The 12,626-nt window shown below is 70.1% G+C and carries 12 protein-coding genes and 1 tRNA gene; 7 read left to right on the forward strand and 6 right to left on the reverse strand.

Features of this window, described 5'->3' with window-relative positions:
- The first annotated feature begins 45 nt into the window (after positions 1-45).
- Positions 46-1,254: a DNA polymerase III subunit delta' gene (locus ACIUM1_RS17075; RefSeq protein ID WP_406813812.1), complete on the forward strand. Its 1,209-nt coding sequence runs from the start codon at positions 46-48 to the stop codon at positions 1,252-1,254.
- Between the two features lie 64 nt (positions 1,255-1,318).
- A tRNA-Thr gene (locus ACIUM1_RS17080) sits at positions 1,319-1,394 on the forward strand.
- Positions 1,395-1,409: 15 nt separating this feature from the next.
- Here ACIUM1_RS17080 and ACIUM1_RS17085 read toward each other — a convergent pair.
- Entirely contained in the window at positions 1,410-3,227 is a 1,818-nt protein-coding gene (locus ACIUM1_RS17085; protein ID WP_406813813.1) for a hypothetical protein, read from the reverse strand.
- Here ACIUM1_RS17085 and ACIUM1_RS17090 point away from each other — a divergent pair.
- Positions 3,193-4,137, forward strand: coding sequence for an NAD-dependent epimerase/dehydratase family protein (locus ACIUM1_RS17090; RefSeq protein ID WP_406813814.1), 945 nt, complete (start codon positions 3,193-3,195; stop codon positions 4,135-4,137). The genes ACIUM1_RS17085 and ACIUM1_RS17090 overlap by 35 nt on opposite strands.
- Here ACIUM1_RS17090 and ACIUM1_RS17095 read toward each other — a convergent pair.
- The 3 genes from ACIUM1_RS17095 to ACIUM1_RS17105 are packed head-to-tail and all read right to left on the reverse strand — an operon-like array spanning position 4,134 to position 6,494.
- On the reverse strand, positions 4,134-4,475 hold the full coding sequence (locus ACIUM1_RS17095) for a DUF2304 domain-containing protein (protein WP_406813815.1): 342 nt from the start codon (positions 4,473-4,475) through the stop codon (positions 4,134-4,136). The genes ACIUM1_RS17090 and ACIUM1_RS17095 overlap by 4 nt on opposite strands.
- Before the next feature lie 13 nt (positions 4,476-4,488).
- Positions 4,489-5,190, reverse strand: coding sequence for a glycosyltransferase family 2 protein (locus ACIUM1_RS17100; RefSeq protein WP_406813816.1), 702 nt, complete (start codon positions 5,188-5,190; stop codon positions 4,489-4,491).
- A 35-nt stretch (positions 5,191-5,225) separates the two neighbouring features.
- Positions 5,226-6,494, reverse strand: coding sequence for a hypothetical protein (locus ACIUM1_RS17105; RefSeq protein WP_406813817.1), 1,269 nt, complete (start codon positions 6,492-6,494; stop codon positions 5,226-5,228).
- A 130-nt stretch (positions 6,495-6,624) separates the two neighbouring features.
- Here ACIUM1_RS17105 and ACIUM1_RS17110 point away from each other — a divergent pair, with 130 nt between their 5' ends.
- Positions 6,625-7,698, forward strand: a complete 1,074-nt coding sequence (locus tag ACIUM1_RS17110; RefSeq protein ID WP_406813818.1) for a DUF475 domain-containing protein — start codon at positions 6,625-6,627, stop codon at positions 7,696-7,698.
- 67 nt (positions 7,699-7,765) lie between these two features.
- Here the strand turns inward: ACIUM1_RS17110 and ACIUM1_RS17115 are convergent, their stop codons facing one another.
- Positions 7,766-8,458, reverse strand: a complete 693-nt coding sequence (locus ACIUM1_RS17115; protein WP_406813819.1) for a hypothetical protein — start codon at positions 8,456-8,458, stop codon at positions 7,766-7,768.
- A gap of 89 nt (positions 8,459-8,547) precedes the next feature.
- Positions 8,548-9,036, reverse strand: a complete 489-nt coding sequence (locus ACIUM1_RS17120; protein ID WP_065030725.1) for an inorganic diphosphatase — start codon at positions 9,034-9,036, stop codon at positions 8,548-8,550.
- A 153-nt stretch (positions 9,037-9,189) separates the two neighbouring features.
- Between ACIUM1_RS17120 and dacB the strand changes: the two genes are divergently transcribed.
- From dacB to tilS, 3 genes are read left to right on the forward strand one after another with little or no spacing between them, the layout of a single operon-like run.
- Positions 9,190-10,575, forward strand: coding sequence for a D-alanyl-D-alanine carboxypeptidase/D-alanyl-D-alanine-endopeptidase (gene dacB / locus ACIUM1_RS17125; protein ID WP_406813820.1), 1,386 nt, complete (start codon positions 9,190-9,192; stop codon positions 10,573-10,575).
- The gene (locus tag ACIUM1_RS17130) at positions 10,572-11,645 is read left to right on the forward strand and encodes a zinc-dependent metalloprotease (RefSeq protein WP_406817722.1); all 1,074 of its coding nucleotides are present in this window, start codon (positions 10,572-10,574) and stop codon (positions 11,643-11,645) included. Before dacB ends, ACIUM1_RS17130 begins: the two co-directional genes overlap by 4 nt.
- Positions 11,624-12,598 (forward strand): tRNA lysidine(34) synthetase TilS, encoded by a 975-nt coding sequence (gene tilS / locus ACIUM1_RS17135; RefSeq protein WP_406813821.1) that lies wholly within the window; start codon positions 11,624-11,626, stop codon positions 12,596-12,598. The genes ACIUM1_RS17130 and tilS overlap by 22 nt, the downstream gene beginning before the upstream one ends.
- The last annotated feature ends 28 nt before the right edge of the window (positions 12,599-12,626 follow it).

The following is a 12,626-nucleotide window of genomic DNA, read 5'->3' on the forward strand; positions in this document are numbered from 1 at the left end:
GTGTCCGTTCGGTATCTGTCGGCACCGCCACTATTGTTACCGCTGATGTCCGGGGTGTTTACGCGGCTGGTAGGCCAGGACGCGGTGACGGCCGAGCTGCTGGCCGCCGCCAGAGCCGCGCGTGGTGACTCAGGCCACAGCGGCGCCGGCGCCGGGACTATGACACATGCGTGGCTGATCACCGGCCCGCCCGGCTCGGGACGTTCGGTGGCGGCGTTGTGCTTCGCGGCCGCGTTGCAGTGCACGTCCGACGGCGAGCCGGGCTGCGGCCGCTGCCACGCCTGCACGACGACCATGGCCGGTACCCACGCCGACGTGCGACGCGTCATTCCGGAAGGCCTGTCCATCGGCGTCGACGAGATGCGGGCGATCGTGCAGATCGCGTCGCGGCGCCCGGCCACCGGTCACCGGCAGATCGTGGTGATCGAAGACGCCGATCGGCTGACCGAGGGCGCCGCCAACGCGCTGCTGAAGGTGGTCGAGGAACCGCCGCCGTCGACGGTGTTCCTGCTGTGCGCGCCGTCGGTGGATCCCGAGGACATCGCCATCACGCTGCGTTCCCGGTGCCGGCACGTGGCGCTGGTGACGCCGTCGACCGAGGCGATCGCGCGGGTCTTGGTCGACAGCGACGGCCTGACTCCCGACACGGCGAGCTGGGCGGCGTCGGTCAGCGGTGGCCACGTGGGCCGGGCCCGCCGGCTGGCCACCGACCCCGAGGCCCGGGTGCGCCGGGAGCGGTCGCTGACACTGGTGCGCGACGCCGCGACCCCGTCGCGCGCCTACGCCGCCGCCGAGGAACTGGTCGCCGCGGCTGAAGCCGAGGCCGTCGTGCTGACCGCGGACCGCGCCGAGGCCGAGACCGAGGAGTTGCGCACGGCCCTGGGCGCCGGCGGCACCGGTAAGGGCACCGCCGGCGCGATGCGCGGTGCGGCGGGGGCGATGAAGGACCTTGAGCGACGGCAGAAGTCGCGGCAGACCCGCGCCTCGCGTGATGCGCTGGACCGCGCGCTGATCGACCTGGCGACCTACTTCCGGGACGCGCTGATGACCGCCGCCAACGCCGGGTTGGTGAGGGCCAACCACCCTGATATGGCCGATCGGGTCGCGGCGCTGGCCGCCCACGCGCCGCCCGAGCGGCTGCTGCGTTGCATCGAAGCGGTGCTCGAGTGCCGCGAGGCGCTGGCGATCAACGTCAAGCCCAAGTTCGCCGTCGACGCCATGGTCGCCACCATCGGCCAGGAACTGCGCGACTGATTGCGGGCGGCTTGGGAGTGCCTGCCCTTCTGCCGTAGACTCGTGCCGCCCGGCGTGCGGGTATGCCGCCTTAGCTCAGTCGGTAGAGCGATTCACTCGTAATGAATAGGTCGGGGGTTCGATTCCCCCAGGCGGCTCCACAGTTTCAGGCATTTTCAGGCCGGCGCGACGAACCCCACCGGGCCCGACGCGATGCACAATGCCAGCGCGGTGGTGTTGGCGCGCACGGTGATCGCGTCCCCGGCGCCCGGCAGCCGGGCGAAGACTCGGTTGAGTCCGGGACGCACCGGCACCTTGACCTCGGGGCCCTGCGTCATCTTCAACATCATCGAGCCGTCGCTGTTGGCCAGGTAGTTCAATTCGACGGTCCAGTCGGCGGGCAGCAGTGGGCCGTCGAGGACCATGCGGGCCGGCTTGTCCGGTTGGGCGAAGTAGCCGCACCGCGGCATCGGGCCGGGCGTGATGGTCCGGATCCAGGTGACCCGCGCCCTGATCAGCCGGCCCGAGCTGTCGAACATGCGCAATCGCGTTGTCGCGGGCGCGAATTCGGGCCTATCGCGCAGCAGGGCGAACAGGTGGCTGGCCAAGTTCTCCGGTGCGGCCACCCGTTGCAGCACGAACGGATCGACCTCCTGATCCAACAGTGGCGCGTCCGAGGCGGCGTGCGCGGCGGCCAGGGCCGCCCGGGCGTTCTGCAGATAGGGCTGGGCGGGGTTGTCGCGCCAGCGGGTCAGGAACGTGGCCGTCGAGTACAGGCTGCTGGCCGTGAACAGCACCGCCAAAGTCGCGGCCACCGCGGTGCGTCGCGGGGAGGCGTCGAGCCAGCGCGGTCCGGCCCGCCGGTTGGGGGCGCTCAACGCCACGGCGGCCAGCAGCGCCAGCACCACGACCAGGTCCGGCAGGTAGCGCAGCGTCTGGGCGAGTTCCAGCGCGGTCTGCTTCGACGACCGCATCAGATAGATCGGCACCTGGCAGGCCACGGCGTAGCCGACGGCGATCAGCCACACCGGCCCGATGCGCTCCTTGCGCAGCAGCGACGCCGCCACGATCGCGGCCAGCACCAGCCAGCCCAGCGCCATCACCGACGGCGGCGGCGTCGCCCAGGGGGAGGCCGGCGCCCACCGGTCCCAGTGCCACGGCCCGCCGGCCAGCCCGGGCACGATGCCGTGCGTGATCGAGCGCATCAGCAGCCGCCACGTCATCGACAGGTCCGAACTCCACCGGCGCTGGTTGACCACCGCCAGGTACAGCGCGATCCAGGCCGCGGTGAGGGCCAGGGCGGCGATCCACAGTCGCAGGCCGGCCCGCCACACCGTCGCCAGCGCCGACTTCGGGCTCCGATCGCCGGTCACGTGGCACAGCAGCGCTGCCACCGCGAACGCGACGAACGGGATCACCGCCGCCTTCTCGAAGAACAGCAGCCCGCCGAGGTAGACCAACACCCCGGTCACCGCGTACCGCTGTTTGCCGGTGCGTACCAGCAGGACCGCGTCGGCGCACACCCAGGCCAGCGCGGCCAGCATCGGCAGCGAGTTCAGCGCCGCAGCCCACCACGCGAATCCGGGCACGGCCAGCGGGGTGAACAACGCGAACGTGAACGGGATCAGCAGCACCGGGCGCCAGCCCAGGATGACGTACAGCGCGCGCAACAACGCCAGCGACGCCAGCAGTTGCAGCGCCAGCAGGCTGACCGCCGGCCAGGTCCAGTTCAGCGGCGCCAGCCGGATGATGGTGCCGGCGAGCAGAAATGCGCCGGGCATGACGTGCCCGTCGTGGTCGTCGAACAGATACGACGGCGCCAGCAGGTTGTGGGTGCCGGCCTTGCCGATGAGGATCAGGTCGTCCCAGTAGAAGTAGCCGCCGAACGCCAGCACCGCGCGCACCGCCAGCTGCACCGCGATGAGCGCGCCGGCCGCGGTCGCTATGTATGGTGGGCCGGTGCGTGCACTGGTTACCGGGGCAGCCGGATTCATCGGCTCGACGCTAGTCGACCGTCTGTTAGCCGACGGTCATGCGGTGGTGGGGCTGGACAACTTCGCCTCCGGCCGCGCGACCAACCTCGAGCATCTGGCCGACAACCCGGCTTACGCCTTCGTCGAGGCGGACATCGTGACCTCCGACCTGGAGGCCATCCTCGACGAGCACCGCCCGGAGGTGGTGTTTCACTTGGCGGCCCAGATCGACGTGCGGCACTCGGTGGCCGACCCGCAATTCGACGCCTCGGTCAACGTGATCGGCACGGTGCGCCTGGCCGAGGCGGCCCGCCGGGCGCAGGTCCGCAAGATCGTGCACACCTCCTCGGGCGGATCCATTTACGGCACCCCACCGCGGTACCCCACTCCCGAGACCGTGCCGGCCGATCCGGCGTCGCCGTATGCCGCGGGCAAGGTGGCGGGCGAGATCTACCTGAACACCTTCCGCCACCTGTACGGGCTGGACTGCTCGCACATCGCCCCGGCGAATGTCTATGGCCCCCGCCAGGATCCGCACGGCGAGGCCGGCGTGGTGGCGATCTTCGCGCAGGCGCTGCTGTCGGGTAAGCCCACCAAGGTTTTCGGGGACGGCAGCAACACCCGCGACTACGTCTACGTCGACGACGTCGTGGACGCCTTCGTCAAGGCGGCCGGGGACGCCGGCGGCGGGCAGCGCTTCAACGTCGGCACCGGCATCGAAACCTCGGACCGCCAACTGCATTCGGCGGTGGCGGCCGCGGTCGGGGGACCCGACGACCCGGAATTCGCGCCGCCGCGGCTCGGCGACCTCAAGCGCTCCTGCCTCGACATCGACGCGGCCGCAAAGGTTTTGGGCTGGAAGCCCAAGGTTAAGCTATCCGACGGGGTGGCCCGCACGGTGGAATTCTTCCGGCAAAGCCGGGCCGGCTAACCCGCTTCGGGCACCTGCGCGGCGTCCAACGCCACCGCTCGCGCCAGCCGCGCATAGCGCAGCTCCAAGTCCTTGAACCGCATGTAGGTGCTGAGCGTGGTGAAGCAGAACGCCATGATCAACGCGTAGAGCATCAGGTCGGTGCCGCGGCGCACCCCGAACCAGTGCGCCACCACCGTGGTGTCATCGGGCCGCAGCACCGCGTAGATGCCGGCCAGCACGAACACCACATAGCCGACCTTGACCCACGCCCGGGACCGCGCGTTGCGGCGCGAGCGCAGCAGGTAGACCAGCAGCGCGACGATCGATCCGATCAGCAGCACCTGAATCCAGTTCATCTTCCAACCCTTTTCATCTCGGGAGCCGCCCTCGCAGGAACCCGTCGAAAATGATGTTGACGCCGTTGAGCAGGGGCTGCCCCTTCGACCTCGAGTATTCGGTGTAGAGCACTTCGATCGGTTCTTCAGCGACGCGCCAATGGTTTTCGTCGATCAACGTGATGAACTCGTTGGCGTGGCTCATGCCGCTCATGGTGATGTCCAACCCGTCGGCGACCTTCTTGTTGAACACCCGCAACCCGTTGTTGGTGTCGGTCAGCCCGAGCCGGCGGCCGCGGCGGCTCAGCCGCGCGGCGGTCCGCAACACGATCCGTTTGACCAACGGCGGCCGGGCCCCCTGCTGGGTGCCGAACCGGGTACCGATGACGACGTCGACGTCACCCGCGCGCAGCCGGTCGACCATGGTCGCCAGGTCCTTGACCCGGTGTTGACCGTCGGCGTCGAACGTGGCGAAGAGCTCGGCCCCCGGCTGCCTGCGGGCGTACTCCACGCCGGTCTGGATGGCCGCACCCTGCCCGAGATTGATCGGATGCCGGACCAGGTGAGCTCCGGCATGCAGGGCGATCTCACCGGTGTCGTCGGTGCTGCCGTCGTCCACGCAGACGACATGGTCGAATACCGAGCGCACATCGGCGACCACCTCGCCGATGACAGCGGCTTCGTTGAAGGCGGGAATGACGACCCAGACGACCGAATAATGCGTTGCAGTACCCATCTAAGCCCACAAGGTACACGCTGGTGCAGGTCATATCAGCCGGTAGAGCGCGTGGCGCGGGACAGCGCCGCCAGATGGACGCCGATCCCCACCGCCGGCCCGCACAGCAACCCGACCACGGTGCGGGTCTGTAGGGACAACGGCAGCAACAGCAGCAGTCCCGAGGCGACCGTGGCGCTCACCCAGCCCAGTGAATAGGCGCGGTGCAACGCGGCGGCCACCGTCGCCGCCCCGGTCAGCGTCAGCATGGCGATCGCCACCGCGGCCGCGGTCAGCCACGCCAGCAGCGCGCTGCTGGCGTGATACTGCGGCCCGAAGGCGACCCGCAACAGCCACGGGCCCACCACGCCCGCGGCCAACACCCCTACCGCGCCGATCGCCCCGACGATCGCCGCCGGGGCGAGCAGCGCCCGGAGGCGGTCGCTGCGCTCGTCGACAAAATGCGCAATCAGGTTGCCCTGCATGGCCGTCAGCGGCACCAGCAGCGGCGCGCGGGTCAGCGTGACGGCCAGGATGATCACCCCACCCTGCGCGCCGAGCTCGGCGCTGGTCAGCTTCAAGAGCACCGGAAACCCCATCACCAGGATGGCGCTGGCGCCCGCCGCGGTGATCGAATGCGCCGCGCCGCGCAGAAATGTCGCGGTGCCCCCGGGGGTCAGCAGGCGGGCGGTGGCCCTGGTCGCGGGCGAGGCCACCAGCAGGATCAGCCAGGCGATCGCGCCCGCCACCGTCGCCCACAGGAAACCGACCAGGCGCCATCCCAGCGCCACGGTGGCCGCGGCCACCATCACCCGGATGACGGCGTCGGTGACCATCAACGCGCCGTAGCGGGTCCACTGGTTGGTGCCGGCCAGCATGCCCAGCAGGGTGGCGTGCACGCAGAACCCGGCCAGCCCGACGGACAGCAGTGCCACCGACAGCAGCCGCGCGTCGACGAACACCCGCCCGCTCCACAGCGGCGAGCTGCCGGCGATCAGGACGGCGGCGGCCACCCCGACCAGCATGGCGACGCGCATCGGGTGGGTGCGGGGTTCGCCGGGCACCGGTAACGCGGCCAGGTCGCTGATATACGGAGTCGAGCGGACTTCCCGGGTGGTTTCCTGCAGCAGCCCGTTGGCCGCGCCGGTGACCAGTCCGAAAGCCCCCCAGAACACCCCGAATATCGAGAAACCGCTCGGCGCCAGGTCACGAGCGGCCAGATAGATCACCGCGTAACCGCACAGCGCCGTCACTGCGGTGGCGGTGCCGACCCGGGCCATGCTGCCGCGCGCCACCGGCCCCTGTGAGGCACTGATCTCGGTCATCGGGACGGCGGCGCGCTCGGCCGACTACCCCGATCTATCGCCACAATTTGAAAATTCTATGCGGCCCGCGGCGAATGCCCGCCGCGACGATCCGGTTCGCTAGTGTGGGCGGCTGTCGGGGGAAGGATCCATGTCCGCTTTGCGCACCTTCGGGATTTCGCTGGTGGTCACCGCGGCGGCCCTGGGCCTCGGATACGCCTACGGCGGCTTCAAGGGTCTTTACCTGCTGCTGGTGCTGGCCGCTCTCGAGGTGTCGTTGTCGTTCGACAACGCCATCATCAACGCCTCGGTCCTGAAACGGATGAGCCGCTTCTGGCAGCGGATGTTCCTGACCATCGGGATCCTCGTCGCGGTGTTCGGCATGCGACTGCTCTTCCCGCTGCTCATCGTCTGGGCGACCGCGGGGCTCGACCCGGTGCGCGCGATGGAGCTGGCCCTGCATCCACCGCCGCACGGCGCGCTGGAGTTTCCCGACGGGTCGCCCAGCTACGAAAAGCTGGTCATCGCCGCCCACCCGCAGATCGCCGGGTTCGGTGGAATCTTCCTCTTGATGCTGTTCCTGGATTTCGTCTTTTTTGACCGAGACATCAAGTGGCTCAAGTGGATTGAAATCCCCTTCGCACGCATCGGGCGGCTCGGGCAGGTGTCGCTGGTGGTCACCGGTGTGGTGCTGGTGCTGGTGGGCACCCGGTTGACGCACTCGGGTGACGAGGCGGCCACGGTGCTGACCGCCGGCCTGCTGGGCATGGTCACCTACCTGGTGGTCAACGGATTGAGCCGGGCGTTTCGGCCGTCCGACACCGACGCCGGTGCGCCCGGTGCGGCGACCGGTTGGGCCGGTCTGGCCTTGTTCGGGTACCTCGAAGTGCTCGACGCCGCCTTCTCCTTCGATGGCGTCACCGGCGCGTTCGCCATCACCTCCGACCCCGTCGTCATCGCGCTGGGGCTGGGGCTGGTCGGCTCGATGTTCGTCCGGTCGATCACCATCTATTTGGTCCGGCAGGAGGCGTTGGGCCGGTACGTGTACTTGGAACACGGCGCACATTGGGCGATCGGGGCGCTGGCCGTCATCATGCTGGCCTCCGTCGAGCCGCGCTTCGAGGTGCCCGAGGCGGTCACCGCCTCGGTCGGCGTGGTGTTCATCGCGGCGTCGCTGGGCTGGAGCATCCTGCGCAATCGCCGCGTCGCTCGCGCCGGGGCGTGACCGGCCTTCGCTAGGCCTGGATGGCGGCGACCCGCTTCACCCGGCTGCGCCGCGCTCGCGATCGCCGCTAGGCCTCGATCTGCCCCGCGATGCGCTGTTCGATGGCGGCCCGGGCGGGGGCGGGAAGTGCGATCAGGCCGTCCAGCTCTTTGGTCGCCCGCGCATAGGCGTTCTGGCGTTCCTCACGCGTCGCCGCGTCGTCGTTGGCCAGGTGCAGCAGGTTCGCCGCGCGCGCCAGCCGCTGCTGGTCGTCGGCCGAGAAGTCGCTGCGCCGCCGCCGGATCGCCTCGGTCTCGGCGATCTCGAACGCGCTCAGGTACTCGTGCACGGCATCGCGATAGTCCAGCAGCGCATCCCGGTTGCCCACCAGAGCGTCGGGCGGTTCCGGCCGCAGCAAATCGGCGCGCCGCTTCGCCTTGTGGAACGCGATGGTGAGCGGGTCGCGCATGTTGGTCATCAGCGGGAAGTCCAACAGCTTCGCGATGTCGACCTCGTAGTCGAACCACCGGGCGTCGGTACGGTCGTGCGCGGCAACGAGCTTGGCGAGTTCGCGCCGGTCGGCCTGCTCGTTGGTCCGCCCGCGCCCGGCCGCCTCGGCCACCGCGATCTTGGCCTGCTGCTTCAACCGGTACCGCTCCATCCGGCGCTCGGCTCGCCGCTCGTTCGCGGCGCCGATGGCCCGCAGTGCGCCGCCGATCACACCGCCCAGCGGAAAAACCAGCCACCAGAAGTTGGCGGCGAAATGCAGCGCCGGGGTCACATCGCCAGGATGCCACCGAGAATCCCGCCGCGGCGCCGGCGCGGTTACGCCGACAGCATCAATGCGCCGTCAGCGGGCGCCGGGGTGGTTCAGTGTCCTTCGGCCTTGAACCGCTCGATCGAGCGCTGGATCTCCGCCTCGGCCTCCTCGCGGCCAACCCAGTCCGCGGCCTTGACGAACTTGCCCGGTTCCAGGTCCTTGTAGTGCACGAAGAAGTGCTTGATCACGTCCAGCTCGAATTCCGGAACGTCGCCGATGTCCTGGATGTGCTCCCAGCGGTGGTCGCCGGCCGGGACGCACAGCACCTTGTCGTCGCCGCCCTTCTCGTCGGTCATCCGGAACATGCCCACCGGGCGAGCCTCCACGATCACGCCGGGAAACACCGACTGCGGCAGCAACACCATCGCGTCCAGCGGGTCACCGTCTTCGCCGAGGGTGTCCTCGATGAAGCCGTAGTCGGTCGGGTAGGCCATCGCGGTGTACAGGTAGCGGTCCAGACGTAGCCGTCCAGTCTCGTGGTCGACCTCGTACTTGTTCCGCTGGCCCTTTTGGATCTCGATGGTCACGTCGAATTCCACCGCGTCGGCTCCTTGTCTGTTAAGCAGGCGTCTGTTGAGGAAGGGTCTGGTCGGGAAGGTGTCTGATCGGGCAGGCCAATTTTGCTCTGCTACACCCTAGTCGAGCGCATCGGCGCCGATTCGGCAGAATGGGTTCAGACAGTCAGGAGAGTGATGGCCCGTACTCGCTGGCAAAAATCCACCCCAGTGCTCATCGGGTTGGGCGTGCTGGTGTTTGTCGCCGCCGTCGTGGTCGCGGCGACGTTCTTCACCACGGCCGGGCACGGCGCCAACAGCGCGCATGCCCCGATACCGCCCCCGCACGCGCCGACGGTGAAGCCGGGGATGGTCCCGGTGAGCGACACCGCCGAGCTACCCAGCGGACCGGGAGTCAGCGCGATGCTGGCACCGGTGGCCGGCGATCCCAACCTGGGCCGGCTGGGCGGACGGGTCACCGACGCCATCACCGGTAAAGAGTTGTGGCAGGTGGCCGACGACATGCCGCTGGTGCCGGCGTCCACCAACAAGGTGCTCACGGCGGCGGCCGCCTTGCTGACGCTGGATCGTCAGGCCCGGATCAGCACCCGCGTGGTGGCCGGCAGCCAGAACGCCCAGGGCCCCGTCGTGTTGGTAGGTGCGGGCGATCCCGCGCTGTCGGCGGCGCCGCCGGGCGTGGACACCTGGTATCGGGGGTCGGCGCGGCTCAGCGACCTCGTCGAACAGATCCGCCGCAGCGGCGTGACGCCGACCGCGGTGCAGGTCGACACCTCGGCGTTCAGCGGGCCGACGATGGCGCAGGGCTGGGACCTCGCCGACGTCGACAACGGCGACATCGCGCCGATCGAGTCTGTGATGATCGATGCCGGCCGCATCCAGCCATCGACGGTCAACTCGAGGCGGTCCCGGACCCCGGCCCTGGATGCCGGCCGGGAGCTGGCCAAGGCGCTGGGTCTGGACCCGAACGCCGTGACGATCGCCAACGCGCCGTCGGGCGCTCGGCAGCTGGCGGTCGTGCAGTCGGCGCCGCTGGTCCAGCGGTTGTCCGAGATGATGGACCACTCCGACAACGTGCTGGCCGAAAGCATCGCCCGCGAGGTGGCGGCCGCGATCAATCGGCCGCGCAGCTTCGCCGGCGCCGCCGACGCGGTGACCAACCGGCTGACCACCGCCCACGTCGACACCACGGGCGTGGCGCTGCTGGATTCCAGTGGGCTCTCGGTCGACGACCGGCTGACGGCCAAGACGCTCGACGGCGTGCTGCAGGCCGCGGCGGGGCCCGACCAGCCGTCGCTGCGGGCGTTGCTGGATCTGCTGCCGATCGCCGCCGGCAGCGGCACGTTGGCCGATCGCTTCACCGACGCCTCCACCGCCCAGGGCCCCGCGGGCTGGTTGCGGGCCAAAACCGGCTCGCTGACCGCCATCAACGCGCTGGCCGGCGTGCTCACCGACCGCAGCGGCCGGGTGCTCACCTTCGCGTTCATCTCCAACAACGCCGGCCCGAACGGCCGCAACGTGATGGACGCGCTGGCGACCCGGTTGTGGTCCTGCGGGTGCTCATGACGCCGGCGCCGGATCTGACGCTGGGTACCGCCGTCGACTGGCGGTTCGCGGCCACGGTCGGCCGGCGGCTGGCCCGGCCGGGTCCGCCGTCCAGCGACTACACCCGCCGCCAGGTGGTCGACGAACTCGCCGGCGCGTCCGTCAAAGCCGAACCGTTGGTCCGCGAGGTCACCGGCCTGGTCACCGACGGCTTTGACAAGGGCCAGGTGCCGCCCGCCCGCATCGTCGACCGCCCCGACTGGATCGCCGCCGCCACCGAGTCGATGCGGGTGATGATGAACGGCGCCGAGAAGCCGCGCGGGTTTCTCACCGGTCGGGTCACCGGCGCACAGACGGGTGCCGTCCTGGCCTACGTGTCGTCGGGGATTCTCGGCCAATACGACCCGTTCGCCGCCACCAACGGGTCCAGGACCGGCTGCCTGCTGCTGGTGTATCCCAACGTCATCGCCGTCGAGCGGCAGCTCCGGATCGAGCCGTCCGACTTCCGGCTGTGGGTGTGCCTGCACGAGGTCACCCATCGAGTGCAGTTCACCGCCAACCCGTGGTTGCCCGACTACATGTCGCAGGCGCTGGGCGTGCTGACCCGTGACGCCGGTGAGGATCTGGGGCAGGTGATCGGCCGGCTCGCCGACTACGTCCGCAACCGGGGCGACGGGAACGCGGCTTCCGATGCCAACTCGTCGGGGATCCTCGGGCTGGTGCGCGCGGTGCAGTCCGAACCGCAGCGGCAGGCGCTCGACCAGCTGCTGGTGCTGGGCACCCTGCTGGAGGGCCATGCCGACCACGTCATGGACGCCGTCGGCCCGATGGCGGTGCCGTCGGTGGCCACCATCCGCCGCCGGTTCGACGAGCGCCGCCACCGCAAGCAGCCGCCGCTGCAGCGTCTGCTGCGCGCACTGCTCGGGCTTGATGCCAAGCTCAGCCAGTACACCCGCGGCAAGGCGTTCGTCGACCACGTCGTCGGCCAGGTGGGGATGGCGCGGTTCAACGCCATCTGGACGGGCCCCGAGACGCTGCCGCTGCCCACCGAGATCGAAGAACCCCGGCGATGGATCGACAGGGTGCTGTAGGCCGGTTGCGCGCGGCTGTCGAGGCGTTCGGCAAGACCCACCTCGCCACCGTCGACCAGTGGTGTGTGGCGCTGTCCGGTGGCCCCGATTCCCTGGCGCTCACCGCGGTCGCGGCCCAGCTGCGGCCCACCACGGCGGTGGTCGTCGACCACGGCCTGCAACCCGGTTCCGCGGCCGTCGCCGACACCGCCCGGGCGCAGGCCATCTCGTTGGGATGCGTTGGCGCCCAAGTGGTCCGGGTGCAGGTGGGCAACCAGGGTGGTCCCGAGGCGGCGGCCCGCGCGGCCCGCTACGCCGCGCTGAGCGCCTCCCACAGCGGCCCGGTGCTGTTGGGTCACACCCTCGACGACCAGGCTGAGACGGTGTTGCTGGGGCTGGGCCGCGGGTCCGGGGTGCGCTCGATTGCCGGGATGCGTCCCTACGACCCGCCGTGGTGCCGGCCGTTGTTGGAGGTGCGACGCGCCGTCACGCACGCCGCCTGCCGGGAGCTGGGGCTGACCCCCTGGCAGGACCCGCACAACGATGATCGCCGGTTCACCCGGTCCCGGCTGCGCAACGAGGTACTGCCGCTGCTCGAGGACGTGCTCGGCGGCGGTGTGGCCGAGGCGCTGGCCCGCACCGCGACGGCGTTGCGAGAGGACTCCGAGTTGATCGACGCGCTGGCCGCGCGGGCGCTGTCCGACGCCACGACGGACGCCGGCCTGCACGTGCGGGCTTTGGCGACGCTGGCTGCCCCGGTGCGGCGCCGGGTGATCCGCGCCTGGCTGTTGGCAGGTGGCGCAACCAACCTGACCGACAAGCAGATTCGCGGGGTCGACGCCCTGGTCACCGGGTGGCACGGGCAGGGCGGGGTGGCCGTGGGGTCATCGGTGCCGGATCAACGATTGTTCGCGGGCCGCCGCGACGGCGTGCTGACGCTGTGGCGCGAGCCGGTCGGCAAAGCCATCCATTAGCCGCAATATCGGGGCTGCCGTTGGTTAT

The organism is Mycobacterium sp. M23085, from assembly GCF_045343915.1.
GTDB lineage: Bacteria > Actinomycetota > Actinomycetes > Mycobacteriales > Mycobacteriaceae > Mycobacterium.

Excerpts from the sequence above, each read along its gene's own strand:
- ACIUM1_RS17095 (WP_406813815.1), bottom strand. The coding sequence starts at position 4,475 with ATGAACTGGATTCAGGTGCTGCTGATCGGATCGATCGTCGCGCTGCTG.
- ACIUM1_RS17075 (WP_406813812.1), top strand. The coding sequence starts at position 46 with ATGTCCGGGGTGTTTACGCGGCTGGTAGGCCAGGACGCGGTGACGGCC.
- ACIUM1_RS17100 (WP_406813816.1), bottom strand. The coding sequence starts at position 5,190 with ATGGGTACTGCAACGCATTATTCGGTCGTCTGGGTCGTCATTCCCGCC.
- ACIUM1_RS17110 (WP_406813818.1), top strand. The coding sequence starts at position 6,625 with ATGTCCGCTTTGCGCACCTTCGGGATTTCGCTGGTGGTCACCGCGGCG.
- dacB (WP_406813820.1), top strand. The coding sequence starts at position 9,190 with ATGGCCCGTACTCGCTGGCAAAAATCCACCCCAGTGCTCATCGGGTTG.
- ACIUM1_RS17105 (WP_406813817.1), bottom strand. The coding sequence starts at position 6,494 with ATGACCGAGATCAGTGCCTCACAGGGGCCGGTGGCGCGCGGCAGCATG.
- tilS (WP_406813821.1), top strand. The coding sequence starts at position 11,624 with ATGGATCGACAGGGTGCTGTAGGCCGGTTGCGCGCGGCTGTCGAGGCG.
- ACIUM1_RS17085 (WP_406813813.1), bottom strand. The coding sequence starts at position 3,227 with ATGAATCCGGCTGCCCCGGTAACCAGTGCACGCACCGGCCCACCATAC.
- ACIUM1_RS17130 (WP_406817722.1), top strand. The coding sequence starts at position 10,572 with ATGACGCCGGCGCCGGATCTGACGCTGGGTACCGCCGTCGACTGGCGG.